29 protein-coding genes, 1 tRNA gene and 1 pseudogene are annotated in these 25,861 nt (G+C 50.1%); 10 read left to right on the top strand and 21 right to left on the bottom strand.

Annotated features, from left to right (window positions below; all coding sequences use genetic code 11):
• Window positions 1-19: 19 nt before the first annotated feature.
• Window positions 20-571: a phycobiliprotein lyase gene (locus AACR41_RS10945; protein ID WP_030006683.1), complete on the top strand. Its 552-nt coding sequence runs from the start codon at window positions 20-22 to the stop codon at window positions 569-571.
• Between the two features lie 9 nt (window positions 572-580).
• Here the strand turns inward: AACR41_RS10945 and AACR41_RS10940 are convergent.
• Both AACR41_RS10940 and AACR41_RS10935 read right to left on the bottom strand, forming a co-directional pair.
• Window positions 581-1,203: pseudogene (locus tag AACR41_RS10940) on the bottom strand (ribonuclease D).
• Between the two features lie 52 nt (window positions 1,204-1,255).
• The gene (locus AACR41_RS10935; RefSeq protein ID WP_030006682.1) at window positions 1,256-1,837 is read right to left on the bottom strand and encodes a DUF924 family protein; all 582 of its coding nucleotides are present in this window, start codon (window positions 1,835-1,837) and stop codon (window positions 1,256-1,258) included.
• 67 nt (window positions 1,838-1,904) lie between these two features.
• On the opposite strand from AACR41_RS10935, the gene AACR41_RS10930 reads away from it, so the two are divergent.
• Window positions 1,905-2,843, top strand: coding sequence for a serine hydrolase (locus AACR41_RS10930; protein WP_030006681.1), 939 nt, complete (start codon window positions 1,905-1,907; stop codon window positions 2,841-2,843).
• Here AACR41_RS10930 and AACR41_RS10925 read toward each other — a convergent pair.
• The 12 genes from AACR41_RS10925 to grxC all read right to left on the bottom strand — a co-directional run bounded on the left by AACR41_RS10925 (window position 2,840) and on the right by grxC (window position 12,349).
• Complete coding sequence (locus tag AACR41_RS10925) at window positions 2,840-3,280, bottom strand: OsmC family protein (protein ID WP_030006680.1); 441 nt, start codon at window positions 3,278-3,280, stop codon at window positions 2,840-2,842. The two genes, AACR41_RS10930 and AACR41_RS10925, sit on opposite strands and share 4 nt — an antisense overlap.
• Before the next feature lie 59 nt (window positions 3,281-3,339).
• On the bottom strand, window positions 3,340-4,755 hold the full coding sequence (locus tag AACR41_RS10920) for a GTP-binding protein (RefSeq protein WP_030006679.1): 1,416 nt from the start codon (window positions 4,753-4,755) through the stop codon (window positions 3,340-3,342).
• A 44-nt stretch (window positions 4,756-4,799) separates the two neighbouring features.
• Window positions 4,800-5,438 carry an LON peptidase substrate-binding domain-containing protein gene (locus AACR41_RS10915; protein ID WP_012307668.1) on the bottom strand — a complete coding sequence of 213 codons (639 nt, stop codon included), beginning with the start codon at window positions 5,436-5,438 and terminating at the stop codon, window positions 4,800-4,802.
• 152 nt (window positions 5,439-5,590) lie between these two features.
• Complete coding sequence (gene rpsJ / locus AACR41_RS10910; RefSeq protein ID WP_002800099.1) at window positions 5,591-5,908, bottom strand: 30S ribosomal protein S10; 318 nt, start codon at window positions 5,906-5,908, stop codon at window positions 5,591-5,593.
• Between the two features lie 148 nt (window positions 5,909-6,056).
• Window positions 6,057-7,286: an elongation factor Tu gene (gene tuf / locus AACR41_RS10905; protein WP_030006678.1), complete on the bottom strand. Its 1,230-nt coding sequence runs from the start codon at window positions 7,284-7,286 to the stop codon at window positions 6,057-6,059.
• A gap of 22 nt (window positions 7,287-7,308) precedes the next feature.
• Complete coding sequence (gene fusA, locus AACR41_RS10900; protein ID WP_012307670.1) at window positions 7,309-9,390, bottom strand: elongation factor G; 2,082 nt, start codon at window positions 9,388-9,390, stop codon at window positions 7,309-7,311.
• A gap of 216 nt (window positions 9,391-9,606) precedes the next feature.
• Window positions 9,607-10,077 carry a 30S ribosomal protein S7 gene (gene rpsG / locus AACR41_RS10895; RefSeq protein ID WP_012307671.1) on the bottom strand — a complete coding sequence of 157 codons (471 nt, stop codon included), beginning with the start codon at window positions 10,075-10,077 and terminating at the stop codon, window positions 9,607-9,609.
• Between the two features lie 225 nt (window positions 10,078-10,302).
• Complete coding sequence (gene rpsL, locus AACR41_RS10890) at window positions 10,303-10,677, bottom strand: 30S ribosomal protein S12 (RefSeq protein WP_012307672.1); 375 nt, start codon at window positions 10,675-10,677, stop codon at window positions 10,303-10,305.
• An 82-nt stretch (window positions 10,678-10,759) separates the two neighbouring features.
• Window positions 10,760-11,089 carry a HesB/IscA family protein gene (locus AACR41_RS10885; protein WP_030006676.1) on the bottom strand — a complete coding sequence of 110 codons (330 nt, stop codon included), beginning with the start codon at window positions 11,087-11,089 and terminating at the stop codon, window positions 10,760-10,762.
• 33 nt (window positions 11,090-11,122) lie between these two features.
• A complete protein-coding gene (locus AACR41_RS10880; RefSeq protein ID WP_030006675.1) occupies window positions 11,123-11,518 on the bottom strand; it encodes a phosphomannose isomerase type II C-terminal cupin domain in 396 nt (131 codons plus the stop codon).
• 52 nt (window positions 11,519-11,570) lie between these two features.
• Window positions 11,571-12,047 (bottom strand): tRNA adenosine(34) deaminase TadA, encoded by a 477-nt coding sequence (tadA, locus tag AACR41_RS10875; protein WP_030006674.1) that lies wholly within the window; start codon window positions 12,045-12,047, stop codon window positions 11,571-11,573.
• Window positions 12,044-12,349 (bottom strand): glutaredoxin 3, encoded by a 306-nt coding sequence (gene grxC / locus AACR41_RS10870; RefSeq protein ID WP_030006673.1) that lies wholly within the window; start codon window positions 12,347-12,349, stop codon window positions 12,044-12,046. The genes tadA and grxC overlap by 4 nt, the downstream gene beginning before the upstream one ends.
• Window positions 12,350-12,601: 252 nt before the next feature.
• Between grxC and ahcY the strand changes: the two genes are divergently transcribed.
• Window positions 12,602-13,978, top strand: coding sequence for an adenosylhomocysteinase (gene ahcY / locus AACR41_RS10865; protein ID WP_030006672.1), 1,377 nt, complete (start codon window positions 12,602-12,604; stop codon window positions 13,976-13,978).
• A 73-nt stretch (window positions 13,979-14,051) separates the two neighbouring features.
• Here ahcY and AACR41_RS10860 read toward each other — a convergent pair whose 3' ends face one another.
• On the bottom strand, window positions 14,052-15,317 hold the full coding sequence (locus AACR41_RS10860; protein ID WP_030006671.1) for a dihydroorotase: 1,266 nt from the start codon (window positions 15,315-15,317) through the stop codon (window positions 14,052-14,054).
• Between the two features lie 165 nt (window positions 15,318-15,482).
• On the opposite strand from AACR41_RS10860, the gene ureG reads away from it, so the two are divergent.
• Complete coding sequence (gene ureG, locus AACR41_RS10855) at window positions 15,483-16,082, top strand: urease accessory protein UreG (RefSeq protein ID WP_012307679.1); 600 nt, start codon at window positions 15,483-15,485, stop codon at window positions 16,080-16,082.
• 166 nt (window positions 16,083-16,248) lie between these two features.
• A complete protein-coding gene (locus AACR41_RS10850) occupies window positions 16,249-17,010 on the top strand; it encodes a hypothetical protein (RefSeq protein WP_030006670.1) in 762 nt (253 codons plus the stop codon).
• Here AACR41_RS10850 and AACR41_RS10845 read toward each other — a convergent pair.
• Genes AACR41_RS10845 through clpS form a run of 3 tightly spaced genes read right to left on the bottom strand, consistent with a single transcriptional unit; the run spans window position 16,976 to window position 18,534 of the window.
• A complete protein-coding gene (locus AACR41_RS10845) occupies window positions 16,976-17,911 on the bottom strand; it encodes a YegS/Rv2252/BmrU family lipid kinase (protein WP_030006669.1) in 936 nt (311 codons plus the stop codon). The two genes, AACR41_RS10850 and AACR41_RS10845, sit on opposite strands and share 35 nt — an antisense overlap.
• Before the next feature lie 41 nt (window positions 17,912-17,952).
• Window positions 17,953-18,240, bottom strand: a complete 288-nt coding sequence (locus AACR41_RS10840) for a DUF2103 domain-containing protein (RefSeq protein WP_012307682.1) — start codon at window positions 18,238-18,240, stop codon at window positions 17,953-17,955.
• Entirely contained in the window at window positions 18,241-18,534 is a 294-nt protein-coding gene (clpS, locus tag AACR41_RS10835) for an ATP-dependent Clp protease adapter ClpS (protein WP_012307683.1), read from the bottom strand.
• A gap of 279 nt (window positions 18,535-18,813) precedes the next feature.
• Between clpS and AACR41_RS10830 the strand changes: the two genes are divergently transcribed.
• Together AACR41_RS10830 and rph are read left to right on the top strand one after the other, a co-directional pair.
• Window positions 18,814-18,885 (top strand) — tRNA-Lys (locus tag AACR41_RS10830).
• A 114-nt stretch (window positions 18,886-18,999) separates the two neighbouring features.
• Complete coding sequence (gene rph / locus AACR41_RS10825) at window positions 19,000-19,722, top strand: ribonuclease PH (RefSeq protein ID WP_030006668.1); 723 nt, start codon at window positions 19,000-19,002, stop codon at window positions 19,720-19,722.
• Window positions 19,723-19,760: 38 nt separating this feature from the next.
• Here the strand turns inward: rph and AACR41_RS10820 are convergent, their stop codons facing one another.
• Window positions 19,761-20,678, bottom strand: a complete 918-nt coding sequence (locus tag AACR41_RS10820; protein WP_223209893.1) for a tetratricopeptide repeat protein — start codon at window positions 20,676-20,678, stop codon at window positions 19,761-19,763.
• A 239-nt stretch (window positions 20,679-20,917) separates the two neighbouring features.
• Here AACR41_RS10820 and AACR41_RS10815 point away from each other — a divergent pair, with 239 nt between their 5' ends.
• The 3 genes from AACR41_RS10815 to AACR41_RS10805 all read left to right on the top strand — a co-directional run bounded on the left by AACR41_RS10815 (window position 20,918) and on the right by AACR41_RS10805 (window position 23,785).
• The gene (locus AACR41_RS10815; protein WP_030006666.1) at window positions 20,918-22,945 is read left to right on the top strand and encodes an elongation factor G; all 2,028 of its coding nucleotides are present in this window, start codon (window positions 20,918-20,920) and stop codon (window positions 22,943-22,945) included.
• Between the two features lie 128 nt (window positions 22,946-23,073).
• Window positions 23,074-23,322 (top strand): Ycf34 family protein, encoded by a 249-nt coding sequence (locus AACR41_RS10810; protein ID WP_030006665.1) that lies wholly within the window; start codon window positions 23,074-23,076, stop codon window positions 23,320-23,322.
• An 82-nt stretch (window positions 23,323-23,404) separates the two neighbouring features.
• On the top strand, window positions 23,405-23,785 hold the full coding sequence (locus AACR41_RS10805) for a hypothetical protein (RefSeq protein WP_030006664.1): 381 nt from the start codon (window positions 23,405-23,407) through the stop codon (window positions 23,783-23,785).
• Window positions 23,786-23,812: 27 nt separating this feature from the next.
• Here the strand turns inward: AACR41_RS10805 and AACR41_RS10800 are convergent, their stop codons facing one another.
• Window positions 23,813-24,955 carry a hypothetical protein gene (locus AACR41_RS10800; RefSeq protein WP_030006663.1) on the bottom strand — a complete coding sequence of 381 codons (1,143 nt, stop codon included), beginning with the start codon at window positions 24,953-24,955 and terminating at the stop codon, window positions 23,813-23,815.
• A 127-nt stretch (window positions 24,956-25,082) separates the two neighbouring features.
• Window positions 25,083-25,691: a 30S ribosomal protein S4 gene (gene rpsD, locus AACR41_RS10795; protein ID WP_030006662.1), complete on the bottom strand. Its 609-nt coding sequence runs from the start codon at window positions 25,689-25,691 to the stop codon at window positions 25,083-25,085.
• Window positions 25,692-25,861: the final 170 nt, after the last annotated feature.

The raw sequence follows: 25,861 nt of genomic DNA, 5'->3' as shown, positions 1-25,861 counted from the left end.
TCCTGTTGTAACTGTTTTTATGGATATCAACGCCTTTATCCATCAGAGTGCGGGCAATTGGTTCGCCCAGCGCACATTTTATCAAGCCCATCACCCAGAGCCTGATAATGGCAAAGCCAACTTAGCCTTTGAGCTACTGCCCCTCGATCACCCTGAAGTGAGTCGTTTTGCGGCGGCGATCGCCCAGGCTCCCAATGAACATTGGCGTGTCTTCCAGAGCAGTTGGGACACCTCCGTAGATTGGGGCAAACCGAAAGCGATTGGCAGTTCTTTATTTGCCTTTGTGATTAATCCCGACCAGCCGACCCAAGGGCAAGCCTTCAGCCTGGATGAGCGTACCTTTGCCCAGGGTCGGTATCGCCTTGGGGAAGATCAAATTTTGATCGTCACCCTAGAAGCGGGAGAAGTGAAAATTATCGAACGGCAATGGTTTGGCAATGAAAATCTCCGCCTCAGAACCAACATCGTCACGGGTAAAACAGGCGTTTTACAGACTGCTTTTTATTCAGAAATCCGTCGGATCATTGAACCCGAAAAAACTGCAGAAGTAACCGCTGAAGCCAGTAATTAACGAACGCTTTTAGTGCTCGAAAACATTGTCATAAAAGGCAAGATCTAAACTGATAAAGGTGGGGAGACAACGGAGACATTCTTCCATCAGGGGCCAACGGTTTTCGCGCTGGAGCATGGCCGTCAACTTGTGCATCATCGGAATGAGATAGCGCACATCGTTTGAGGCGTATTTAAGCTGTTCCGTGCTGAGGGCCGCCACATTTCCCCAGTCAGAGCTTTGGGCTGATTTGTCTAGTTCGACGCCCATTAATTCTTTGACCAATGCTTTGAGACCATGGCTAGAAGTGTAGGTACGGCCCAATTTGCTGGCGATCTTAGTGCAAAAAAAGGCCGAGTTTCGATGCCAAAGACATGGCGTAGTTGGGCAAGATCAAATCGTGCAAAGTGAAAAACTTTTGTGATTTCAGGAGCTTCCATTAGGGCTTTTAAGTTGGGAGCGGCGGTCTGGCCCTGGGCAATGCGAATCGCACTAACATAGCCAGCATCATCACAAAGTTGCACCAGACAAAGGCGATCGCGGTGGGGATTGAGGCCCATGGTTTCAGTATCAACGGCGATCGCCCCAGATTTGAGGTAGCGTTCTAAAATTTCGGGGCTGAGGTCTTGGTCAAAAAGTGCAAATTGATCCATGGTTTCGGTCTAAGTTTGTAATAAAAAAATGGCGCAGTCGTTTTAGCACCCGTTAAAAGGAGGAACCTGGTTGGGCAAGGAAGTCCAATTCGGCCTCGGTGCTGGTGCGGCCCAAAATTTGATTGCGGTGGGGGAAACGCCCAAATTGCTGAATAACGTCAAAGTGGCGCTGGGCATATTCTAAAAAATCGCTGCCCATTGCAGTATTTTTTTCCAGTTGACGAAACAAGGCGAGAGATTGGTATTGATCATCAAGATTTTCGCTGTGCTCAAAAGGAAGGTAGAGAAATACTCGTTGAATTGGCCAAAGATCTTGATCAAATTTCTGGGAGATCGCCTGTTTCGCTAGGGCTAATGCCTGGGGATCTGTGGCAAAGGCTTGGGGATCACCACGAAAGAGATTGCGGGGCACTTGATCAAAAAGCAAAATTAAGGCCAAGCAAGATTCGGGGGCATCACGCCAGGTACTAAATTCTGCGGCGATCGCCCGTTCGTATAAAGGCCCTAGGGTTTCAGCAACGGCATTGTCAAATGCTTGGCTTTTGCGGAACCATTCTTTGCGGAGTTGACCATAATCCGGCGCATCAGGTCGGCCAAACCAAAAATTTAAGACCGTTTGCCAGGGTTCCGCCATCGATAACCGTGCCTCCCACTGAAAATATGCCAGAATCTTACCATTAATGTAAGCAAGGAGAGAGGGTGTGCCGTTCTATCAAAGTTGCGATCGCCTCACGGAACTAGGACAGCAAATTTTACAGACGACCTGGCGCAAATTTCCCAGCCTGAGTCCCGAACAAATCGCCCTAACGTGGTTGGTCTATGACAATCCAGTGGTGGTCAATACCGATGGTGCCCTTTCCCCAGAAGCTTTTTGGGAGCACCCAGTCCGGGGGTTTCAATATCGGGGTGATGTGCGCCTTTATCCGGCGAGTGTGGTGAAACTTTTTTATTTAGTAGCGATCCACGAATGGCTAGAGGGACGAATGCTCCAGGACAGCACCGAGCTAGAACGGGCAATCCAGGACATGATTGTTGAGTCGAGCAACGACGCCACGAGCTACATTGTCGATAGTCTCACCGGAACCACCAGCGGCCCGGAACTCCCCCCAGAACCCCTGCAAACTTGGAGCCACCAGCGCAACATTATCAATCGCTATTATCAGTCCCTCGGTTGGGCGGAACTCGCGTCGATCAATGTCAATCAAAAACCTTGGAGTAATGGCCCCTACGGTCGAGAGCGGCAGTTTTTGGGGGCAAACTATGAAAATCGGAATATGCTCACCACCAATGCGATCGCCCGGTTATTTCACAGCATTATGGGCGGCGTTGCTGTCTCCCGTGAACGGTGCCAAAGCATGATTCATTTATTGAACCGCTCCCTTGATCCGGCGGATCTGCAGGAATTTGACGAGGAAAATCAAGTAACTGGCTTTTTGGGGGAAGTGCTCCCAGACGGTAGTCAACTGTGGTCGAAGGCGGGTTGGACGAGCCGCGCCCGCCATGATGCGGCCTACATCGAAGTGCCGGGGCAGCAACCTTATTTATTGGTTGTGTTCACAGAAGGGGAAGCCAATGCGAAAAATCGCGCCATTCTCCCTTTTATTTCCCAGGAAATCCTGGGGGCGATCGCCAATATTTAACACACCTGAATGGTGGTCTCAAGGGAGACGGTGCCTGAAAGGGAATTCGTAATCAAACAATTGGCTTCTGCTTTATGGAGGAGGCGATCGCCCTTGGCGGGGTCACTCTCCGGGGGGATCACGAGGGTTGCGGTAATTTGGTAATGGGTAAATTGGGTCAAACGATCCGCTTTTTCTAGGGTGCCCGCCACGGAACAATGCAAAGATTCCCAAGCAAAATTAGAGGCCCTGGCTGTCCCCCGAAAACTGAGGATAAAACAATCGGCGATCGCTGCTACCAATAAAGTTTCTGGCGACCAATATCCTGCTGGCCCACCGAATTCTACAGGAGGAGCAGACTCCATGGCGTTCAGGCCAGTACTTTCGAGGGTGACGTTGCTAGTGTTGCTTGCCCTAGCCTGGACAGCGTAATAGTGGGGAAGAGGTTGGCTCGTCATTTTTTACTAAAAAATTATGTATCGATACAATCATGGTAGCGGTGATTTTCTGGGATGCTCTACTGGGGCTGTAATTTGGCCGTGAGTTCCTGGCGTAGTCGGTGCAAAATAGAGTCTCGATCCAAAGATTCAATGATGTTTTTAACGACGACTTTCGGATCAGCGTCCCCCCAGGAACCACCATTGGCTAAATAGGTTTGGGTGCTTTTGCCGATAATTTGGGTCGTGAGTCCGGCGATCGCCCCCTGGGTCACTGCCACAGAAAGATAAGGCATGACCGATAATCCTCCCGTAAGTGGCGCACTAACCCCCAGGGCGGTTTTTAGGGAGCTGAGGCCAAGATTTGCCAACACTTCCCCAAGGCTAATGCCGCCCATACTCAAGACAATTTTCTGGAGCAGGGCGATCGCCTCCCGTTGGTTTAAGGGCAAACCATACCACTGGGCCAAACGAATAATCAGGGCCACATCTACCACCGCCCCACTAAATACATCCACAACTGTCACGGGATTTAAAGCCACAGCAACCGCTTTGGTGAGCATCGCCCGTTCAATGAGGCGATCCGCTGCCTGGGCGCGCAATAGAAGTTTGCGTTGGGTCAGTTGGCCATGGAGCCGATCCACAAAGAGCATGGAATTGAGCGCTAAAAGGGCTTTTCCCTCCCGGTCGAGGATTTCAAGAATTTTTAACTTGAGATCAATTACATTCGCGGTGCCCCGTTCCCGAAGGATGTGGCGTTGTCCTGTGGCATCGGTAGTGATTTTGGTGACAAGGGGAGCCGCCGAAACCATGACAATTTCTGCGGGGGAGAGTAATTCTTTCACCCGGCGATCGCAGATGGTTTGGTAAATCAAATCTCGGTCAGTGCTGGGGTATTGATCTACCTTGTTAAAAACCAAGATCATCGGCTTGCCCACATCCCGGAGTTGGGACAAGGCTTCAAACTCGACCCGTGACATATCTCCAGCGATGACAAACAGCAATAAATCCATTTGCTTGGCAATCAGTTTAGCGAGCTGTTCGCGGGTTTCGCCGTTCACTTCGTCAATACCTGGGGTATCGATCAACTCTAAACGTCCCTGGCCTTCCCGAAAAAAAGTCGCCCGTTGAATTTCGCTATTGGCGATCGCCTCTGTCTGCAATGTCCAAGGCACCTGCTGAATATCCGTCGTGACACCATGGAGTGCCCCGGTCTGAAAAACCTCTTTTCCTAACAGCGCATTTAAGACCGAGGATTTGCCGCGTCCCACCAAACCAAAGGCCGCGATTTGCAGACGGGTTTGTTCTAATTTATCCAGCATCTGTGAAAGCTGGGCAATTTCCCCCTCTAGGCCCTGTTGTTCTGTCTGGGTGAGATCCAGATGTTGCAATGCCTGGCGGAGTACATCCTGGGCGTGTTGGTAATTGATTTCCGTTTGAATCTCTGAAAAGTTGGCGATCGCCCCTTCCAAATCCGTCTGTGACCAGTCCACCATCGCTTTAATACAACTTTTCCATGACTATCTAGGGACAATCTCAGTTATTCAAACACATCTTTCAACGCCGTTCTGGCCGCCAAATGATTTCTCGTAGAAGTCAAAATTTCCACCTCCCGCCGCAATCTTTCCTGGGTGTCTTGTAATTCCAACAGGGCCTGTTGCTCTTCTGCAACGCCATACAAACTACCCGCAATCCAAAAAGACAATTCCCGTGGCAGATCCGGCAATTCCTCCGGTAGTTCTAGATCTTGACCGGCGAGCTTAGCGGATAAACCCACCACATCCATCAACACCTGTTTCGCATCCACCGCCAAAGAAGATAAATTTCCTGTCGTGGGATCATCTTCGATCCATTCCACCAAACCGACCCGGTAGGGCTTTTCACGGACATAATCTAAAACCCGAAATCGCTGTTGGCCAATCGTCAACATTTTCATTCGGCCATCGGGTAATTTTTCACAGTGGACAATTTCTGCGCAACAACCCACATTGGCGATCGTGCCATCAACAGGATTGACCATTAATACCCCAAAACGCCGATCATGCTCCAAAATCGTGTTCATCATAATGCGGTACCGAAACTCAAACACATGGAGCGGTAAAGGCCGCGATGGAAACAGCACCAATTCCGGTAACGGGAAAAGCGGTAGTTCTCGGACAGCAACGGAAAAAGAGGTCATGGGCGGTGACAAATACGATCTGTTTATACTGTAGCGGATATACAAAACCTAAGGGAAACGGAAAGGGTCTTCCCCGAAATAAATTCAGAAAAGACCCAGATTGAAGATCATTCAAAGATGACTTTTTTAAGGTTGAAAATACTGGCCTTAGCCTAGAGTTTCACTTCGATATCTACCCCAGCCGGTAGGTCGAGCTTCATCAAAGCATCGATGGTTTTGGAAGAGGGCTGGTAAATGTCAATAATGCGACGGTGAGTCCGGGTCTCGAAGTGCTCCCGGGAATCTTTATCGACGTGGGGAGAGCGGAGCACACAATAAATTTTACGTTTCGTGGGAAGAGGAATTGGGCCGATCGCCGTTGCGTTGGTACGGTTAGCGGTATCAACAATTTTTTCGCAAGATGTGTCGAGTAGGCGACGGTCAAATGCTTTCAAACGAATCCGGATTTTTTGCTGTTGCAGAGTTGCCATTGTTTTTATTTGTCAAGGTGCAGGATAGATTACAAATCACACGTCGAAAAAGCGGCTGTGTAATTTTACCAAGCTAGGTTTTGAGCCTGAATGGGGAGTAGGCGTATGCTTTAAACCCGCTCCCCACCAGTGAATTCAGCCGTTAGGCTTACTTCAGGATCTTAGAAACGGTACCAGCACCGATAGTGCGGCCACCTTCACGGATTGCAAAACGCATCCCTTGCTCAATGGCAATGGGGTTGATGAGTTCTACGGTCATCTTGATGCGATCGCCAGGCATAACCATTTCAGCGCTGGAGCCATCATCGGCGGTGAAAGCAGAGATGGTACCAGTTACGTCAGTTGTCCGGACGTAGAACTGAGGACGGTAGTTGGGGAAGAAAGGCGTGTGACGACCACCTTCTTCTTTAGTCAAAACGTAAACCTCAGCTTCGAAGTTGGTGTGGGGGGTGATAGAACCGGGCTTAGCAAGGACCATGCCGCGCTCGATATCATCTTTTTGTACACCACGGAGGAGTACACCAACGTTGTCCCCAGCCATCCCTTCATCGAGGGTCTTCTGGAACATTTCAACACCAGTAACGGTGGTGCTGCGGGTGTCTCTGATTCCAACGATTTCGATGGTTTCGCCAACTTTAACGCGACCACGCTCGATCCGACCGGTGGCAACGGTACCACGACCAGTAATGGAGAAGACGTCTTCCACAGCCATCAAGAAAGGCTTGTCAACATCCCGCTCAGGAAGGGGCATGTATTCGTCAACGCTGTCCATCAGGGTCAAAATTTTGTCAACCCACTTGTCTTCGCCACGCTTGATATTGGGGTTAGCAACGAGGGCTTCTACAGCCTTGAGCGCAGAACCAGTGGTGATCGGAATATCATCGCCAGGGAAGTCATATTCACTGAGCAATTCACGAACTTCAAGTTCAACCAACTCAAGGAGTTCTTCGTCATCAACTTGGTCTTCTTTGTTCAAGAAAACAACAAGGCTAGGTACACCAACCTGCTTGGCCAAGAGGATGTGTTCACGGGTCTGGGGCATCGGGCCATCGGCTGCAGAAACCACAAGGATACCGCCATCCATTTGTGCTGCACCAGTGATCATGTTTTTCACATAGTCAGCGTGACCAGGGCAGTCAACGTGAGCATAGTGACGATTTTCTGTCTCGTACTCTACGTGGGCAGTGTTGATGGTGATACCACGCGCTTTTTCTTCAGGAGCCGCGTCGATATCTTCATAGCTTTTCGCTTTACCGCCACCTTGAGCCGCTAAGGCCATAGTGATCGCTGCGGTTAGCGTTGTTTTACCGTGGTCAACGTGGCCAACAGTACCAATATTGGCGTGGTCTTTGTTTCTTTCAAACTTAGCGCGTGCCATGAGTTTCGTTATTCCTTAATCGTTAAAAGTTTGCGTTCCCTTTGTTTTTTGCGATGATGGCTTCAGCCACATGGCGAGGCACCTCATCGTAGTTGCTGAATTCCATCGAAAAGATACCACGTCCTTGGGTTTTTGAACGGATATCGGTAGCGTAACCAAACATTTCTGCCAGTGGAACCTTTGCAGAAACCTTGGCCAGGCCTTCTTCGGAATTCATACCTTGGATGTTGCCCCGACGGGCATTGAGGTCACCCATGATGTCACCAAGGAATTCCTCAGGGACTTCGACCTCAACCTGCATGACAGGTTCTAGCACCACGGGAGAGGCCTGGTCAACGGCATTACGGATTGCGATAGAACCGGCAATCTTAAACGCCATCTCTGAGGAATCTACGTCGTGGAAAGAGCCATCAAGCAGGGTGGCTTTGAGATCAATCATCGGGTAGCCTGCGATGATACCAGATTCGCATGCTTCTTTCATCCCCTGTTCTACAGACGGGATGTATTCACGCGGAATGGCACCACCAACAATCTTTGATTCAAACGCAAAGCCACTGCCTTCATCTCCAGGTTCAATCTGGATGACAACATGGCCGTATTGGCCTTTGCCGCCACTCTGACGGATAAATTTACCTTCGGCATCTGCTTTCTGGCGAATTGTCTCCCGGTAGGCGACTTGGGGTTGACCGACATCTGCCTCAACTTTGAATTCTCGCAGCATGCGGTCCACAAGGATTTCGAGGTGAAGTTCTCCCATCCCTGCGATTACTGTTTGGTTGGTCTCCGGATCGACACTGACACGAAAGGTCGGGTCTTCATCGGATAGGGCTTGGAGCGCTTTAGAGAGCTTCTCCATATCTTGTTTGGTCTTCGGCTCGACGGCGACGGAAATGACAGGTTCTGGAATGTAGAGGGATTCGAGGATGATCGGGTCATTTGCCTCGCAGAGGGTATCACCAGTCATTGTGTCACGCATGCCGATGACGGCACCGAGATCGCCGGCACGAAGTTCGTCAACTTCAATCCGTTCATTGGATTTGAGGACAATTAGACGAGAAATTCGTTCTTTTTGGTCTTTTGTGGAGTTGTAGACATAGCTGCCTTTTTCGATAACACCGGAGTAGACACGGATAAAACTGAGTCTACCGTAGGGATCAGAGGCGATCTTAAAGGCCAAAGCAGCAAAGGGGGCTTCGTCATCGGCTGGGCGATCGCCTAGGGTGCCATCGGGGAGTTCCCCTTGGATGGGGGGGACATCTAGGGGGGAGGGCAGGTAATCGACAACGGCATCAAGGAGGAGTTGTACACCTTTGTTTTTAAAGGCAGAGCCACACAGCAAGGGAACAATCGTCCCGGCAATGGTTCCTTGCCGGAGTGCGGCCATGATTTCTGCTTCGGTAAAGGCTTCTCCTTCTAGATATTTTTCCAGGAGGCTTTCGTCACTTTCGGCGATCGCCTCGATCATAATCGTGCGATATTCAGCGGCTTTATCCTGTAATGCTGCGGGAATCTCTGTAATTTCAATATCCTGACCAATATCATCTTTGTAGATATGGGCCCGCATTTTCACCAGGTCAATAATGCCTTGAAATTCGCTTTCGGTACCAATGGGAATCTGAATCGCGATGGCATTGGCTTTGAGGCGATCGCGGATTTGCTCATAAACTTTAAAGAAATTTGCGCCGGTGCGGTCCATCTTGTTGACGAAGGCAATCCGGGGCACGCGGTACCGGTCAGCCTGACGCCAAACGGTTTCTGATTGGGGTTGCACACCACCAACGGAACAAAAAACTGCGATTACACCATCGAGCACCCGCATCGAGCGCTCTACTTCAATCGTGAAATCAACGTGTCCAGGGGTGTCAATAATATTAACTTTGTGGTTGCGCCAGCTCGTGCTGATCGCGGCAGCGGTAATGGTAATACCCCGCTCCCGTTCTTGTTCCATCCAGTCGGTCACTGCGTTGCCATCGTGAACCTCTCCGATCTTGTGGACAATTCCGGAGTAGAACAAAATTCTTTCAGTTGTCGTGGTTTTACCTGCATCAATATGCGCGGCAATGCCAATGTTACGGACTTGTTCTAGGGCGATGCTACGTGGCACGATGACCTCCTGCAAACTGATTTTCTAAAGGCGATCGCACAATCAAAAAAAATCTCTTTAAAGTGTGCGCGCCGAAAAATGATGATGAAAACAGTTGCTTAATACTTCTTAGCAATGGCGACTCATTATTATAGTCTTGCTGTTTCGTTTCGTCTAGCACCGGGGAATTTTTTGTTGTGAAAAACAAACTGAAATCTTCCCCGGCATAGATTATTTTTAGTAGCGGTAGTGGGCAAAAGCCTTGTTCGCTTCCGCCATCCGGTGGGTATCTTCCCGCTTCTTGATGGCGCCGCCCGTTTCGTTGGCTGCATCCATCAATTCGTTGGCAAGCTTGATCGCCATGCTTTTACCGGAGCGTTGCCGAGCATAACCGATTAACCAACGGAGGGCCAAAGCAGTACCCCGGCCTTGGCGGACTTCCATGGGCACCTGGTAGGTTGCGCCACCAACACGACGGGCCTTAACTTCCACGAGGGGAGTCAGGTTACGGATTGCTGTTTCAAAGACTTCGATGGGATCGCTGCCAGTTCTTTCTTTGATGATGTCGAGGGCATCGTAAACAATCCGTGCTGCCAAGGATTTTTTGCCGCTTTTCATCACACGGCGGATAGTCATGCTGAGAAGACGGTTGTTGTACACGGCATCAGGCGGCACAACACGCTTTTTAGTAACTGAGCGACGAGACATATTTTTCTATGCTTTTACAGATAGAGGGTTTTCTTAGGGTGGTTGCGCTAGGTGGCCTAGGCGCGATTTTTAAAATAGGGGCAGCAATTTTATATAAAGGGAACACTCCACCGGTAGTCGTGAGCTTTGGGAGGTTCGCAACAAGCTTAAATAAATTCAATGGAGAATCTAGATTCTGGGAAAAATTGGCGATCGCAACTCTTGCCAATCATTCAACCGGATAGATTACTCTTTAGGACGCTTAGCACCATATTTGGAGCGGCCTTGCTTCCGATCCTTAACGCCAGTCGCGTCGAGGGTACCACGGACAATGTGATAACGGACACCAGGTAAATCCTTCACACGACCGCCCCGGATGAGGACGACGGAGTGTTCTTGGAGGTTGTGGCCGATGCCAGGAATGTAAGCGGTTACTTCAAAACCAGAGGTCAAACGTACACGAGCCACCTTCCGAAGCGCAGAGTTCGGCTTCTTGGGAGTGGTGGTATACACACGGGTGCAAACGCCACGACGCTGGGGGCATTGCTTAAGAGCGGGGGACTTAGTCTTTTTCTTGAGCTTGTAGCGCTCTGAACGAATAAGCTGTTGGATAGTTGGCATGGACAATTGCCCTACGCGGATGGTTTAACGTAGGTCATTAACATTGACAAATTACAATCTTAGTGACAAAGATCGGCTACTGTCAAGGTTCTTTCTGAAAGGACTGACCACAGTTGCAGGTTTTGATTGTGTGGGGATTTTTAAATCGAAAGCTTCCCCCCATTAAATCTTCGGAGTAGTCAATGCTGAGGTCTTTGAGCTGCTCGGCATCATCGTGATTAATCAAGATGTTGATATTGCGGATCGTTTCTTGGCGATCGCCGCTCTGGGGTTCAGCATCTAGAGAAAATTGATAGATGTAGTCTAAACAGCCGCCGGACTGCACAGTGATCCGGAGATAACTATCGGTCGCTTGGCGACTACGCTGGATACGTTTAATTTCTTGGGCGGCGCTCGGAGTGATTTGAATCATTTCAAAAAAGGAAAAGCCAATGGTAACCAAGCTCTACTGGCGAGCATAGTCATCCTGGAAGCGAATAATATCATCTTCACCCAGGTACTCACCATTTTGCACTTCGATCAAGATCAAGGGCACAACGCCAGGATTTTGGAGGCGATGCTTGGTACAGGCCGGGACGTAGGTGGATTGGTTTGGGGTCAGGAGTTCAGTTTTGTCGCCACATTCAACGTGGGCCGTTCCAGATACAACAATCCAATGTTCACTACGATGGTGGTGCATCTGGAGACTGAGGCGATGACCGGGTTTTACTTCGATGCGTTTGATTTTGTAGCCTGGCCCTTCATCGAGAACCGTAAAAGTACCCCAGGGTCGAGAATCAGTGGGGCATGGTTGAGTTGGGGCCGTGGTGGTAGAGCTGCTGGATTGTCCCGTCAAGATCATGGGCACTCAAAAACCGTAGATGACAACATGAATACTTGCCTCCCATTATGCGTCAGGGACGGCAATTGTGTTGAAACCAATTCTGGAGAAGTTGCCGACATTCCATTGCTGCGATCCCGCCAAGAACTGGGAAAGAATGATTAGAAAAGGGAGCATCGGGAAAATTAGCCATACTGCGTAGAGCGCCTGTTTTCGGATCATCAGCACCATAAACGACTTGCTTAAGACGGCTGTGAATCATCGCTCCGGCACACATGGGACAGGGTTCGAGGGTGACATAGAGGGTGCAGTCCTGGAGATGCCAATCTTGGCGCATCTGGCTGGCGGCACGGATCACCAGAATTTCGGCGTGGGCGGTGGGATCTTGGGTTTTTTCTTTGCAATTACCACTCTGGGCAAGGCATTGATTTTTGCCATCAACAATCACAGCACCGACGGGGATTTCTCCAGATTGTCCGGCAACTTTTGCGAGGGCGATCGCCTTTTGCATCCAGTGATAATGGCGTTGATATTCTGCTTGGGTAATCACTGGCGTAGTAATACGTTTAGTTCGCCTTTTTGTTCAAGGGCAAATAAATCTGTACAACCGCCGATGTGGGCGTTATTGATGAAAATCTGGGGGACAGTACGCTTGCCATTGGCCCGCTCTGCCATTTTTTTACGGGCAATCTCATCCCCATCAATTTTGTATTCCGTGAAATGTACCCCTTTAAAAAAGAGCAACATTTTCGCTGCAATGCAGTAGGGACAAGTCCGCCAAGTATAAATTTCAACCTTGGCATGAATCCCCGTTGCTTTTTTTCCAAATAGCGACTTCAGGCAATTAAACATTTTTGACGTTCTCCCATACCCCTAATTATTGCTTTGCCGCCAATTATGCCCATTTACACTCAACATGGGACTGACAAAGTCAATGGACTTAAGGTTAAACTTTAGAATACTTTAAACACTGCTGATCCTAAGGGAAAATTCTATCTGAGCCATGCGAGCGAGTGGCATGATTACCGGATCGATATATTTCTAGATCAGCCACAATATATTTTTAATCACTTTTCTCTGGACATTAAACTCAACAGCAAAACTATGAGCACTTCAACCCTCACCCGTGACTACAAGGTCGCCGATATTAATTTGGCAAGCTGGGGCCGCAAGGAAATTGCGATCGCCGAAGGCGAAATGCCCGCCCTCATGACCATCCGGAAAAAATACAGTGCAAGCAAGCCCTTAGCTGGGGCAAAGATTATTGGCTGTATCCACATGACCATTCAGACGGCGGTGCTGATTGAAACCCTGGTCGAACTAGGGGCCGAAGTGCGTTGGTCATCCTGTAATATTTTCTCTACCCAAGACCATGCCGCAGCGGCGATCGCCGAAGCCGGCGTACCCGTCTTTGCGTGGAAAGGGGAAACCGAAGAAGAATACATGTGGTGCATTGAGCAGACCTGTCGCACCCCTGACGGCGAACTTTGGGATGCCAATATGATCCTCGACGATGGTGGTGATCTGACAGGCTACATCCACACTACCTATCCCGAAATGCTCTCCCGCATCCATGGCGTCACCGAAGAGACCACCACTGGCGTCCACCGTCTCTACGAAATGCTCGAAAAGGGCGAACTAAAAATCCCCGCCATTAACGTTAATGACTCCGTTACCAAGGCGAAAAACGACAACAAATACGGTTGTCGCCACAGTTTAAACGATGCGATTAAACGCGCCACTGACCACCTCCTCGCCGGGAAAAAAGCCCTGGTGATTGGGTATGGCGATGTGGGCAAAGGTTCCGCCGCGTCCCTCCGTCAGGAAGGCATGATCGTCAAGGTCACTGAAGTCGACCCCATCTGCGCGATGCAGGCTTGTATGGATGGATTTGAAGTGGTCTCACCCTTCATTAACGGCATCAACAATGGGCCGGAGAGCATCAATAAAGATCTCTTAGCAAATACGGATCTCTTGGTGACGGCCACGGGTAATTTTAATGTTTGCGATGCCAACATGCTCGCTGCCCTAAAGCCCAGTGCAGTGGTTTGCAACATTGGTCACTTTGATAATGAGATTGACACTGCTTACATGCGGAAAAACTGGCAGTGGGAAGAAATCAAGCCCCAAGTCCATAAGGTTTATCGTAGTGATGACCCCCAGGACTTTTTGATTCTCTTGGCGGAAGGTCGTTTGGTTAACCTGGGGAATGCGACGGGGCACCCCTCCCGGATTATGGATGGTTCGTTTGCTAACCAAGTTCTCGCGCAAATGTTTTTGTTCGAGCGCCAGTTTGCTAACCAAGATCCCAGTGAACGCAAGATTACGGTTGAGGTGTTACCGAAGCATCTCGATGAAGAAGTGGCTCGCTACATGGTGCAAGGTTTTGGCGGCGTGATCACCCAACTCACCCAAATCCAAGCGGATTACATCCATGTGCCTGTGGCAGGGCCTTTCAAAACGGAAAGCTATAAGTACTAAAGCTTGATTTCTTTTTAACTTGAATAACCATGACAGGGGTTGACCCAGATCAACCCCTTTTTGAGGGCGGGTTTTAACCTAAAAATGTATTGATCACTTTGCCCGTGAGCGTTTTTTGCCACCAGGGAGTATTGGTTTGGGGACAGTGGAGATTTTCGTGGTTAACCTGCCAGGTTTTGCTGGGGTCAAAGAGGATTAGGGATTGGCAATTTTCGGGGGTAATCGCCTTTATTTCCTGACCTAAGCATTTCTGGGGATTGGTACTGAGGGCTTGCCAAAGTTGGAGGGGTTGCCATTCTTGGGAAACAACAAAATTTTGCCAGAGGATTGGCAGGGCAATTTCTAAACCCATCACGCCGGGAGGGGCTTCGGCAAAGCTGACGGTTTTTTCTTCGTAGAGATAGGGTTGGTGGTCAATGGCGATCGCCTCAATGACACCAGTTTTCACCCCCTCGATTAAAGCCTGTTGATCTTCGGGATTACCAAGGGGCGGATCTAGGCGGAGATTCGGGTCATAGGTGCTGAGGGCCTTCGTATTCCAGAGGAGGTGCATCCAAGAAACACTGGCAGTAATTGGCAATCCCCGTTGTTTGGCTTCCGCAATTAAGGCGACCCCCCGGGCGGTGGAGATGCGCATGAGATGGACAGGGGTTTTCAGTTCGGCCACCAGTTCACAGATCGAGGCGATCGCCGTGGTTTCTACTGAGACTAATTCTTCCACCAGACCATAAGCTAAACTCGCTTTGCCGTAGCGGGCCGTGCCCCCGTTATGGAGGGCTAAATTTTGCGGGTAGAGGGCGATGGGTCGGTGATGGGGGCGTAAATATTCGAGGGTACGCCGTAGCAGAAGCCAATTGTTTAACGCTTGGCCGTCGCTAAATCCGGCAATGTTTGCGGCTGCGAGTTCTCCTAATTCCGTGAGGCTTTCCCCTTGGCATTTTTTCGTCAGGGCAGCCCAGGGTAAAAAATTTGGTTTGGGGCCGGGTAATTGCTGGAGGAGTTGTTGAAAGCTTTGCAGTTGGCCAAGATTATCGAGGGGAGGCTGGGTATTCGGCAAAATGCCCACTTGGGTAAACCCCCCCGCGAGGGCACCTTGGGCGAGTTGCTTTAATGTTTCGCGGGATTCGTACCCAGGTTCGCTACTGTGGCTATAAAGATCCACTAAACCGGGCGCCAGGATTAGATCTGTGGCTTCGATGGATTCTACTGCGGCGGGGAGATCTGACAATTGGGGGGCGATCGCCTGGAGCTGACCATCCTTAAACCAGACATCTTGGCGATGATCCAAGTTGGCCACGGGATCCAGAACCCGCACCTGCCGTAAAACAACGTTATCCATTGCCGCGCTTACCACCGAAATATTCCCCTTCCATGAAAATCCGTCCCCCATTCTACTGTTTCTGCCCCAAATCCCCCTGGACTTTGTGAAATTCAACAACATTTACGACAAAAGCGAATCGGTCTCACTATGATGATTTTGTGGTGATTTTGGAGTGAATCAAAAATGAGTGCATTGCGAGTGGGCATTGCGGGGCCAGTGGGGTCAGGGAAAACAGCCCTTTTGGATGCCCTATGTAAGGCCCTACGCGACCAATATGCGATCGCCGTCGTCACCAATGACATTTACACCAAAGAAGACGCCCAGTTTTTAACCCGCTCCGGCGCACTTCCCCCAGAACGCATTATGGGAGTTGAAACAGGGGGCTGTCCCCACACGGCGATCCGCGAAGATGCGTCCCTCAATTTGGCGGCGATCGCCGAACTCGAAGAAAAATTCCAGCCCTTGACCCTGATGTTCGTTGAAAGTGGGGGCGATAACCTGGCGGCGACCTTTAGCCCAGAACTCGTGGATGTAACGATTTACGTGATTGACGTGGCCGCAGGTGACAAAATTCCCCGTAAAGGTGGCCCTGGTATCACCAAATCGGATCTGTTGGTGATTAACAAAATCGATTTAGCCCCAGCGGTGGGCGCTGACCTAGACGTGATGGATCGCGATGCAAAAAAAATGCGGGGGGATAAGCCCTTTATTTTCACCAATCTCAAAACCCAAACTGGCTTAGAGGCGGTGCTTGATTTCATCAAAAAACATATTCTTGAGTAGTGTAAAAAACAAAATAATCTAATTTAAAGAACTAATTTTTTTGTCTCCCAAATGAATTTATAAGTATTTTTAAAATTGCTTTTGATGGCATTTTCACATAATCATTTAACTCAAACAATGGCGGTTTTTTAGGCGATTTGAAAAGTAAAAGAAGCCTCTTTTAATGATGTCTTACTTTTTTGCCTGGTTTATCGGTTTTTGGTTCATTCTCTTTGGGGGAATGCTCCTTAAAGCAACTATTGGTCAGCAACTACGTCCTTTACTGAGCTACCATAAGCCTCCCCTGGGACAAATTCGCCCTGGTGAGAAAATTTATTTTCAGGGACAATATAGCGTTGGCAAAAGTATTCTTTCTCCCTTAACAAAAACGACCTGTCTAAGATGGCAATTAATGGTGATAGAAACGCGAGGAAAACAATCAATACGCCTCATCGATCAAACTTCTAAAAGCACTTTTTTTGTCGCCGATCAACAACAAATCCTAGAAGTGCTCCCCCGTCAGCAACGCTCTGGCACGGCGATCGCCATCGGAAAAAGTCGGGTTGTGCTGTCGTCTCCCCAGCAGGAACTGGATAACTACGTGGGCCTCGGCAAATGCCATTACCAAGTGCAGCAAAACATTTTCATGCCCCTCAAAGATCCCCAGGCGATCGCCTTTTTAGAAGCGAATCACATTAACCCCAGAGGCCCCCTGGGAAATCGTCGGGGGCTAGTTTTGCGGGAATACATTTGGGTGGCGGGGGATCCGGTTTACATTTATGGCAAGCTGATCCGGCGTGATCGCCAGCACAAAATCTTTATCCCTTGGGTGATTACCCACCAACCCCGCGCCCGGATTGTGGTTATTTTGGGGAGTTTGGGGTTAATCGGCCTGAGTTTACTGATTGCAGGGATTACGGTGATTCTTCAGGGGGGGTTGCCGCTTTAGGGGGAAGTTGCACCCAGAGGCTCCGGGGTACCGCCGCAAACTGGGCCGTGGTTATTTCCTCTAGCAATTCTCCGTCTAAGAGTAGAGCCTGGGGCGACATGGTGGTTACTGTTAACTCGGCGGTGCGCCAAGATTGGATATGGGGATGATCAGCGGGATTGTCTTGGAGAGCTGCCTGGAACAATTCGTAGGACGCACTGAGTAAACCAAAAAGCTCTCCCTCGTCAGCCATAGTGAGAACGGTGACATCGAGTAGGGCATCTTGACCCGAGGCCCCGCCTGTTCCCTGGGCCAAAATTGAAGTGCTGGGGGCCAAGTTCGCTACGGTGATCGCGAGCACGTCATCAAAGGTCTGTTGGCGATCGCCAAAATCGAGGGTCGCCTGGAAGGGTTGCAGCTTTTGCAGTTGTTGTACCGCCGTGGACAAATAGGCAAAGAAACCAAACCGTTGCTTACTATCCCGGTCAGTTTCGCCAATGGTCGCCGCCTCTAGGCCAATCCCAGCCAAAAGAATCATCGGTTGACCATTGCAGGTGGCGCAGTCGATCTGTTGGGGCTGTCCCTGCAAAATCACATCACAGGCTTGGTCGATAGCTGTGGGAATATCTAAGGCCGCCGCGAAGGCATTGGCTGTCCCCCGGGGAATAACGGCTAGGGGAATATTACTGTGCATCAAAACTGTCGCCACCGCTGAAACAGTCCCATCGCCCCCAGAAGCAATAATCAGATCAGCCCCCTGGGCGATCGCCGTTTCTGCCAAGGCCGTCGCACTTTCTTCGGGGGAGGTAAATTGAACCTCAAGCTCAACCTGATCGAGGAGCTTGGCTCGAATTTGTTCCAGTTCCTGGGGGGCATGGCCCGCACCGGATACCGGATTAAAAATGAGATGCACTTTTTTCATCGCGTTCTACGAGGGGATATGAAAAGTTCGCCCTAGACTTCCTAGAGTACCGTGGCGATCGCCGCTTGGAGTTGTTCCTGGGCGAGGTCAGTAATGATAAAAACCTCCTGGACCGATTTTCCCTTGCGGGCAATGACCTTAAAGCCCCCTTGCAATGGCACAGACACCCGCAGTTTCAACCGGGGAATATTGCCTCTGGTTCGACTGAGAGCTCCTGGGGTGATCGTGCGAATCCCCTCACAGTTAACTAATTTTTCGAGCACTGGGATCAGCCCCTCAATGTGGGTCGAATGATTCCAAACGAGTCTTCCTTTTTCCTCTGATGCCATCTATGCCGCCTCAAGGGGAGCCATGGTCAAACCTTCCCGTCGCAATTGTTGGTGATAAAGTTCCGCTGGTTCCTGGGGGCCGACCCAGACAATGGCCTGACCGTCGAAATGCACTTGATTGGTTAAATTCCAAGCTTGATCCGCCGTCATATTCGGGATGTAGGTCATTAAACAATGGGCAACATGCTCAAAGGTGTTGAAATCATCGTTGAGGACAATCACCTTAAAGTTTGGGTAAGGCTTACGGACTGTTTGGCGATCGCTTTCTTTGAGAATGCCGGGAGCAGGGGCCATGGTAACCGAATCAATCCTTTGGGATAGACGAAGAACGTTAAAACAAATGTGTAAAAAAATTTATGACAGAAGCATTTGGTTTAGTAACCAGAATCACTTCCTCTGGGGGCAAAAGTTGCGCCGATAATGCCCCTTATTCTAGAGAGAACCCCCCTGCTTGACAAGATGTGGGTGGCCCATTGACTCGGTTGGCGACATTTCTCAGAAAAAAGTTAACGCAAAACCTTGCGCTTTCAAAAATTCGGTGCTACATTGTATAACTGTGTTGAAAAGCACAACGGGTCGTTAGCTCAGCGGTAGAGCACTCGGCTTTTAACCGATTGGCCCAGAGTTCGAATCTCTGACGACCCATTTTTTAGGAAGTCCTGCAAACATCATGTTTGTGGGACTTTCTCATTTTTTGCTCTACGTGGCCTTTGGGAAAGGTTCCGGTATGATGGGCTGTGTTTGTGTTTTGAGTAAGCTATGGTTTGGCAGCGTCCGGATAATCGGTTCTTCGATCAACTGCGTCCCTTTAAGTTTGAGCTAGATTTCACAAAATTTGCCCAGGCTTCTGTTTTAACAAGCTGTGGCGATACCAAGGTTTTGTGCACGGTTTCCGTGGCGGAAGGGGTGCCGCCATTTTTACGGGATAGTGGCCAAGGCTGGCTCACCGCAGAATATCGGATGATGCCCGGCGCAACCCCAGAACGACAAAGGCGTGAGTTTATGAAATTGTCGGGGCGCACCCAGGAAATTCAACGGCTGATCGGCCGCAGTTTACGGGCGGCAATGGATCTCAAGGCCTTGGGGGAGCGGACAATCACCATCGATGCGGATGTGCTCCAGGCCGATGGGGGAACACGGACCACGGCAATCACAGGGGGTTATGTGGGCTTGGCGATCGCCTGTGAGCGTTTAGTCAAGGCAGGCATCCTAGGGAAATCGCCGATTATTGCCCCAGTGGCGGCCATTTCCGTGGGTCTCATCGCCGGGCAAGCTTACCTCGATTTGAATTACCTCGAAGATGTGGCGGCGGATGTGGATTTCAATGTGGTGATGATCGGCGGCCAGGCGTTAAATCTCATCGAAGTGCAGGGCACCGCCGAGGCAGGCAGTTATAACCGCGCCCAACTGAATCAAATTCTCGATGTTGCAGAAAAAGGGATTCAAACCATTATGACCCTACAAACAAAAGCCATTCACTAATGGATTTTTTGGGAAAAGGCGATCGCCTATTTCTGACCCTACTGCGGATTTTGGAATTGTTGCCGGAGAGCTTGAACTGCTTCTAGCCAGGGAGTCTGTTGCTGCTGGCCGTAGAGGGAATGGGCATAGTCCAACAGGGGCATCGCGGCGGCACGTTGGTTATTTCTGATCAGAAGTTGGGCCGCTGCAAAGTAGGCATTGGCGTAGGTTGGGTCCCGCTCGCTACTGGCCCGAAAAGCGGCGAGGGCTTCCGAAAAATCCCCCCGCTGGGTGAGTAAACGTCCCTGGAGATAATGCACAGCGGCGAGGTTCGGCTGATTTTGCAAGAGATCTTGGATCAAGGGTTGGGCTGCTTCGGGGCGATCGCCGGCGAGGTACAGCTCCGCCAGTTGGATGGTAGCGTCAGGAAAATTGGGAGCCAGTTCACGGGCCCTTTGCCACGCTTGGATTGCGGCGTCCCGGTTGCCCCGGTGACGCTGAATTAAGCCGAGGTTGTAATGGGCGATCGCCAAATTGGGATCTAAAGTTAAAGCCCGCCGCAGATAGGTTTCTGCCTGGGGCCAATTTTGACTATCAATGAGCACTCCCCCTAAATTGCCATAGGCCACCGCAAAATTAGGCTGAAGGGCAATGGTTTCGCTAAAAGCCTGGGCTGCGCCTGGTAAATCACCCCGTTGCCCCAGGGCTAAACCCAGATTGTAATGGGCCTGCCACAGGAGCGGATCAAGGGCGATCGCCTGTTGAAATTGCGCGATCGCCCCGTCTAAATTTCCCCGTTGGATGAGGGCTAATCCCTCACTGAGCTTAGCTTTGGCTGCCGGAGTTGTTGGGGTAATGCTCGGCCATGCTTGCGGCACTGAAGTCTGGGGAACGTCTTGGGCGATCGCCCCTCCCCTCGGCCAACCCACCAAGATCAGCGCGATCAAAACATTGCGAAGCGTAAACAAATTCAGCACAGATTTACAGATATTTATCCAACTTAAACTTAAACGCAAAATACCTTACGAGACATATCAGTTTTACGCGGCAGGCTGCCAAACGGCGTTAGGCTTACCACTAGGGCGTATCTTGTCCCTCTTACCCAAGAAGATTAGCTTTTCCCATAAGTTCCAGCGTTTTTCAGCGGATCATCTCCTACTTCCCCGCAAATATTGCCCCATTGCGCCCCCTGCTTCAATCACGAGACGAGAAAATCATGACCAGAACGACCGAAAATATCCGTAACATCGCGATCATTGGCCCCTATTCTGCGGGTAAAACCACCCTCCTCGAAAGCCTACTTTTTCTCACCCAAGCCACTACTCGCAAAGGCCGCATCGAAGACAAAAATACCGTTGGCGACAGTAGCCCCGAGGCCCGTGACCATAACATGAGCGTCGAACTGTCCATCGCCAGCACAAAATATCAAGATATTGAACTGACCTTTCTCGATTGTCCCGGCTCCATTGAATTTCTCCAGGAAACTTACAATGCCCTTGTGGGCGTCGGCACCGCTGTGATTGTTTGTGAGCCAGAAACCGAAAGAATTCTCACCCTGTCGCCCCTGTTTAAATTCCTCGACGATTGGAATATTCCCCACATCGTTTTTATCAACAAAATGGACCGGGCCAAGAATAACTTCCTCGATGTCCTCGCTGCTCTCCAGGAAGCCTCGAACCGTCCCTTGGTGCCCCAACAGTACCCCATCCGCAAGGATCAGCAAACCCTCCTGGGCTACATCGACTTAGTTTCAGAACAAGCCTATCACTACCATCCCGACTGTCCAGCAGATCCGGTCCCTTTCCCGGAGGAACTACACATTGAAGAAAAGATCACCAGGGAAGAAATGCTAGAAACCCTGGCCGACTTTGATGATGAACTTTTAGCAATGCTCCTGGAAGAAGTAGCCCCTTCTTCAGAAGAAATTCTCCAGGATCTCCGCAAGGAACTCAGCGCGGATCAAATTGTGCCCGTGGTGTTTGGGATTGCCAGCGAAGATTATGGTGTCCGACCACTCCTCGATATTTTGGTACAGGAGGCCCCGGCCCCTGTGGATACCACCGCCCGTCGGGAACTCAAAGCTTCCCCCCAGGAAACCGTTGTGCAGGTTTTAAAGAACTTCTATACGCCCCAGGGTGGAAAACTATCCCTAGTGCGGGTTTGGCAAGGGGAACTCCAGGAAGGGATGCTCCTCAATGGCCTGCGACCAGCGGGAATTTACCAACTGATGGGACACCAGCAAAAGCCGATCCAAAGGGCGATTACCGGAGAAATTGTTGCCCTGGCTCGCCTGGAGGATATCAAGGTCGGCGAAACCCTCAGTAGTGGTGATAAACCCCTTAAACCGCTCCGGACAGCCACGGTGATGCAACCGGTTTATGCTTTGGCGATCGCCCCAGAAAATCGCAAAGATGAAGTCAAGCTGAGTAATGCCCTCAACAAACTAGTCGATGAAGATCCATCCCTGGCCTGGGAACAACATGGTGACACCCACGAAGTCATCCTTTGGGGCCAAGGGGATATCCATCTCCAGGTGGCCCTCGAACGTCTCCGCCGCAAATACAATCTACCGATGACGACCCATTTACCACGGGTGCCCTACAAAGAAACAATCCGCCACGGTGGTAGCTCCCATGGTCGTTACAAACACCAAACCGGGGGCCATGGGGCCTTTGGGGATGTGTACCTCGAAATTAAACCCCTCAATCGGGGCACGGGTTTTCAGTTCCACGAAACCATCGTCGGTGGCGTTGTCCCCAGACAGTACATTCCTGGGGTCGAAATGGGAGTGCGGGAATACTTAAATCAAGGGCCTTTGGGCTTCCCGGTGGTGGATGTGGATGTGACCCTCACCAACGGTTCGTATCATGCCGTAGACAGTTCTGAGCAGGCTTTTAAACAAGCGGCACGCATTGCCATGACTGAAGGGATGCCCCTCTGTGATCCTCAGTTGCTAGAGCCTATTTTGCTGATCAATATCTATATTCCCAATGAATTTACCTCCAATGCCTTGCAGCTCATCAGCAGTAAACGGGGTCAAATTCTCGGCTACGAAAGTTTGACCGATTGGCGCGGTTGGGACCACATCACGGGTTATTTCCCCCTCGCCGAAATGCACAATTTAATCATCGAACTGCGATCGCTCACCTTTGGGGTCGGCTTTTTTGATTGGCAATATGACCACCTCCAGGAGGTACCGGATAAGGTTTCGGAGCAAGTCTTGGCAACCCTAAAAGATCATTAAATCTAATTATTGCCAAAAAGTAATAAATCCCTGGTGTGTGCGGCATTGGGGATTCTTCTTTGAGGCGATCGCCTCTGGGGATCTCGCTATACTAAAACAAAGTTCCGTAACCCCTGGAGGTGCGCCCCATGTGCATTTGCGTGGACTGTGAATATGTTGACCGCTGCGAAACCTACCATGTCGTTGAAACCCAGCACCAACAACCCCACCTGACCGACCAGCCTGATTTTTCGCCCATCGAACCGACGATCAACGTCAATATCCGCTCCGAGGGGGAGATGATCGAGATGGAATGGGATGTGGTGGGTTGTGCGAGTTTTTCCCAAGAAAAAGGAAAATGGGCGCGGCTCCGGCCTGGGGAGGCGATTCCCACCTAGGTAATCAATTAACCTTTCACCAAAGTCTAAAGGTTTTCTCCAGTAAAATATGGGCGTGAACATCGCTGTGAGGAAACATCCGATGAAGATAAAGGGTTTTGTTTGGGCCTGTGCCTTGGCGGGAATGCTCCTACCGGGGTCAAAGGCGATCGCCCAGGCCAATATGAAAAATGGCTTTCTCAATGTTCAGATGCGAGAAGCCCTCTGCGGGCAAAACTGGCCCCGGGCGATCCAAGTCCTCGACACCATGAAGCGCATTAGTCCCAAAGATCGGTCTAGTCTGGAGCGATACCGGTCTTTCCTCGTAAATTTCCGCAATAATAATACTCGCATTGCCGCTTGGCCCGCGTCTGATTATTGTGCTGGGACGGTGGAGGCGCTGCCGAATCCCAATGCAACTAACCCCAACTCCAGTTCTGGCAGCAACCCCAATATGCGCACTGATACGGTGCCGACTTTTTAGGGTTATTTAAGTTAACAAAATCAATCGTTAGTTCTTTTGGGCGATCGCCTCAGAATGGGTTTCGGCACCATGGGCGAAAATAATTGTGCTGTAGAGGTGCCAGGCCGGATCCCAATAGGTATCTTGGTGAGTTTCCTGGCGGAATAGATTCACTTGGGGTTGGATTTTACGCAGCAGTTCCGGAAAGTCACGGGCATTATTTGCGAAACTCTTAAAGTCTGACCATTTTCGACTATGGCTCAGGTGCTCAGTAAGACGGTGTTGCATCTGATTCCAGTTGTGGCGGTTACTGAGATGTTCAATGGGATTTTGGGTTGCTTCGAGAAAAGATAATCCCTGCTGGAATTGGTAATGCTGGTCATTCAGCCGGAAAATCACTTGGCGATCGCCCCAATGTAAATCGCAGAATTGAGCATAATCAAGGATTTTTGTTTTGTAATAAGATTTGCCGCGACCGTCTTTTTCGAGAGATTCTTCAAAAATGGGCAACATGCCCGTTACCCATTGGGAAATCTCCGACCAAGGCACTGTATATTCAACGGCCTGTTGGGTTTCATCAAGGCCCCGGAGCAGCAAATGGGGATCGAGTTGTTCAATGGTCTGGACTTGGATCACCGGAATATTTTGTAACTGGGCCAAAGAGAGACAAAAACTGGGAATATTGCCCTGGGTGAGGGCTTTCTTTAAAAAACGGAGTTCTCCCAAGGCACCTGTGCGGAATAAGCGCCAAGATTTCAGGGGCAGCTGTAATCCCGCCGAGTAGGCATCGGTGCGTAATACCGTCGCGAAATATTGGGCGGCTGTTTTCTTTTGTTTGGGGCTAATCGGTTCTAACACCATCAGACCATAGACATCTCCGCCGGGGGCGGCCTTTTCCTTGGCGATCGCCGTCTGGGTCAGAGCTAATTCCCTTGCTTCAAGTCGTGCCAAACCTTGCCGTGCTTGGGTGACTACCTTGGGCACAGAAACGCCTTTGAGTAACCGTCGATAACCCTTTTCGGCCTTCTGCCATTGTTCCGTTTCTTCACACCACCGGGCCACATACAAACGGAACCAAGGATTTTTTGGCTCTACCTTTTGCCATTGCAGCAGCAGTTGGCGCATCCGGCCATAGTCCTTTGCGGCAAGGGCGACCTGAATTTGTTTGAGGATCGGAACAGACTGAACCATAGCAATACAAAGAAAAAGGCGATCGCCTCTGACATTTCCCTCATTCTAGCCACTCTCCCCCACAAAAAAAGGGGCATAATTGCCCCTCTCCCAAATAATGAACTTTGCAAAAATTGCCAAATAATATTTAGGCCATCCGAGAGTAGTATTCCACAACGAGTAGCTCGTTAATTTGGAGTGCAACCCATTCCCGTTCGATGATGCCGTTAACCTTACCGGTTAGAGTGGGCTTATCAAATTCCAAGTGGCTGGGAATATTCGCTAAACCAGGAAATTCCATGTTCGCTTCGACTAATTTCCGAGAGCGATCGCGGTCACGCACGGTGATCACATCTCCAGGACGACATTGGTAACTCGGAATATCCACAACCCGGCCATTAACCAAGATGTGACCATGGTTTACCAACTGGCGCGCCCCAGGAATGGTACCAGCCATCCCAAGACGGAAGACAGTATTATCCAAGCGCATTTCTAACAATTGCAGAATGGTCTGTCCCGTAGAACCAGTCGTCCGTCGCGCTTTACGCACATAACGAATGAGCTGCTTTTCAGATACACCATAGTTGAAGCGTAGCTTTTGTTTCTCTTCCAAACGAATTGCATATTCAGAACGCTTGCGGCGACCCTGGCCATGCTGTCCCGGGGGATATTCCCGACGGGCGCTTTTACGGGTTAAACCCGGTAGTTCTCCGAGTCTACGGGTGATGCGTAGACGTGCTCCACGATAACGAGCCATAAGGTTTTCTTTCTCCTTACAAGTAAAAAATGAGTGTAGAAATAAAGACCCCAAACCGCTTACTACGGCTCTTTTTGAGATTTTTACCCACGGGAGGGAGGTCGAAACTTGACGTCCCACGGGCTGTAAACATTCCAAAATTTGACAATCTTTTTCCTAAAGACCATCAA

The sequence above is a fragment of the Picosynechococcus sp. NKBG042902 genome (genome assembly GCF_963864045.1).
Taxonomy (GTDB): Bacteria; Cyanobacteriota; Cyanobacteriia; order Cyanobacteriales; family MRBY01; genus MRBY01.
Note: the sequence above shows the minus strand (reverse complement) of the source record. Positions and strands in the feature narration are given on the sequence as shown.

Coding starts and splice junctions, on each gene's coding strand:
- rpsG (WP_012307671.1), bottom strand. CDS start 10,077: ATGTCTCGTCGCTCAGTTACTAAAAAGCGTGTTGTGCCGCCTGATGCC.
- AACR41_RS10915 (WP_012307668.1), bottom strand. CDS start 5,438: ATGACCTCTTTTTCCGTTGCTGTCCGAGAACTACCGCTTTTCCCGTTA.
- AACR41_RS10845 (WP_030006669.1), bottom strand. CDS start 17,911: ATGAAAAAAGTGCATCTCATTTTTAATCCGGTATCCGGTGCGGGCCAT.
- AACR41_RS10935 (WP_030006682.1), bottom strand. CDS start 1,837: ATGGCGGAACCCTGGCAAACGGTCTTAAATTTTTGGTTTGGCCGACCT.
- rpsL (WP_012307672.1), bottom strand. CDS start 10,677: ATGCCAACTATCCAACAGCTTATTCGTTCAGAGCGCTACAAGCTCAAG.
- rpsD (WP_030006662.1), bottom strand. CDS start 25,691: ATGGCTCGTTATCGTGGAGCACGTCTACGCATCACCCGTAGACTCGGA.
- AACR41_RS10815 (WP_030006666.1), top strand. CDS start 20,918: ATGACCAGAACGACCGAAAATATCCGTAACATCGCGATCATTGGCCCC.
- AACR41_RS10945 (WP_030006683.1), top strand. CDS start 20: ATGGATATCAACGCCTTTATCCATCAGAGTGCGGGCAATTGGTTCGCC.
- ureG (WP_012307679.1), top strand. CDS start 15,483: ATGAGTGCATTGCGAGTGGGCATTGCGGGGCCAGTGGGGTCAGGGAAA.
- AACR41_RS10810 (WP_030006665.1), top strand. CDS start 23,074: ATGTGCATTTGCGTGGACTGTGAATATGTTGACCGCTGCGAAACCTAC.
- clpS (WP_012307683.1), bottom strand. CDS start 18,534: ATGGCCCCTGCTCCCGGCATTCTCAAAGAAAGCGATCGCCAAACAGTC.
- AACR41_RS10885 (WP_030006676.1), bottom strand. CDS start 11,089: ATGATTCAAATCACTCCGAGCGCCGCCCAAGAAATTAAACGTATCCAG.
- ahcY (WP_030006672.1), top strand. CDS start 12,602: ATGAGCACTTCAACCCTCACCCGTGACTACAAGGTCGCCGATATTAAT.
- AACR41_RS10840 (WP_012307682.1), bottom strand. CDS start 18,240: ATGGCATCAGAGGAAAAAGGAAGACTCGTTTGGAATCATTCGACCCAC.
- grxC (WP_030006673.1), bottom strand. CDS start 12,349: ATGTTTAATTGCCTGAAGTCGCTATTTGGAAAAAAAGCAACGGGGATT.
- AACR41_RS10925 (WP_030006680.1), bottom strand. CDS start 3,280: ATGACGAGCCAACCTCTTCCCCACTATTACGCTGTCCAGGCTAGGGCA.
- AACR41_RS10860 (WP_030006671.1), bottom strand. CDS start 15,317: ATGGATAACGTTGTTTTACGGCAGGTGCGGGTTCTGGATCCCGTGGCC.
- AACR41_RS10880 (WP_030006675.1), bottom strand. CDS start 11,518: ATGATCTTGACGGGACAATCCAGCAGCTCTACCACCACGGCCCCAACT.
- AACR41_RS10800 (WP_030006663.1), bottom strand. CDS start 24,955: ATGGTTCAGTCTGTTCCGATCCTCAAACAAATTCAGGTCGCCCTTGCC.
- AACR41_RS10850 (WP_030006670.1), top strand. CDS start 16,249: ATGTCTTACTTTTTTGCCTGGTTTATCGGTTTTTGGTTCATTCTCTTT.
- rph (WP_030006668.1), top strand. CDS start 19,000: ATGGTTTGGCAGCGTCCGGATAATCGGTTCTTCGATCAACTGCGTCCC.
- AACR41_RS10920 (WP_030006679.1), bottom strand. CDS start 4,755: ATGGTGGACTGGTCACAGACGGATTTGGAAGGGGCGATCGCCAACTTT.
- tuf (WP_030006678.1), bottom strand. CDS start 7,286: ATGGCACGCGCTAAGTTTGAAAGAAACAAAGACCACGCCAATATTGGT.
- AACR41_RS10805 (WP_030006664.1), top strand. CDS start 23,405: ATGAAGATAAAGGGTTTTGTTTGGGCCTGTGCCTTGGCGGGAATGCTC.
- rpsJ (WP_002800099.1), bottom strand. CDS start 5,908: ATGGCAACTCTGCAACAGCAAAAAATCCGGATTCGTTTGAAAGCATTT.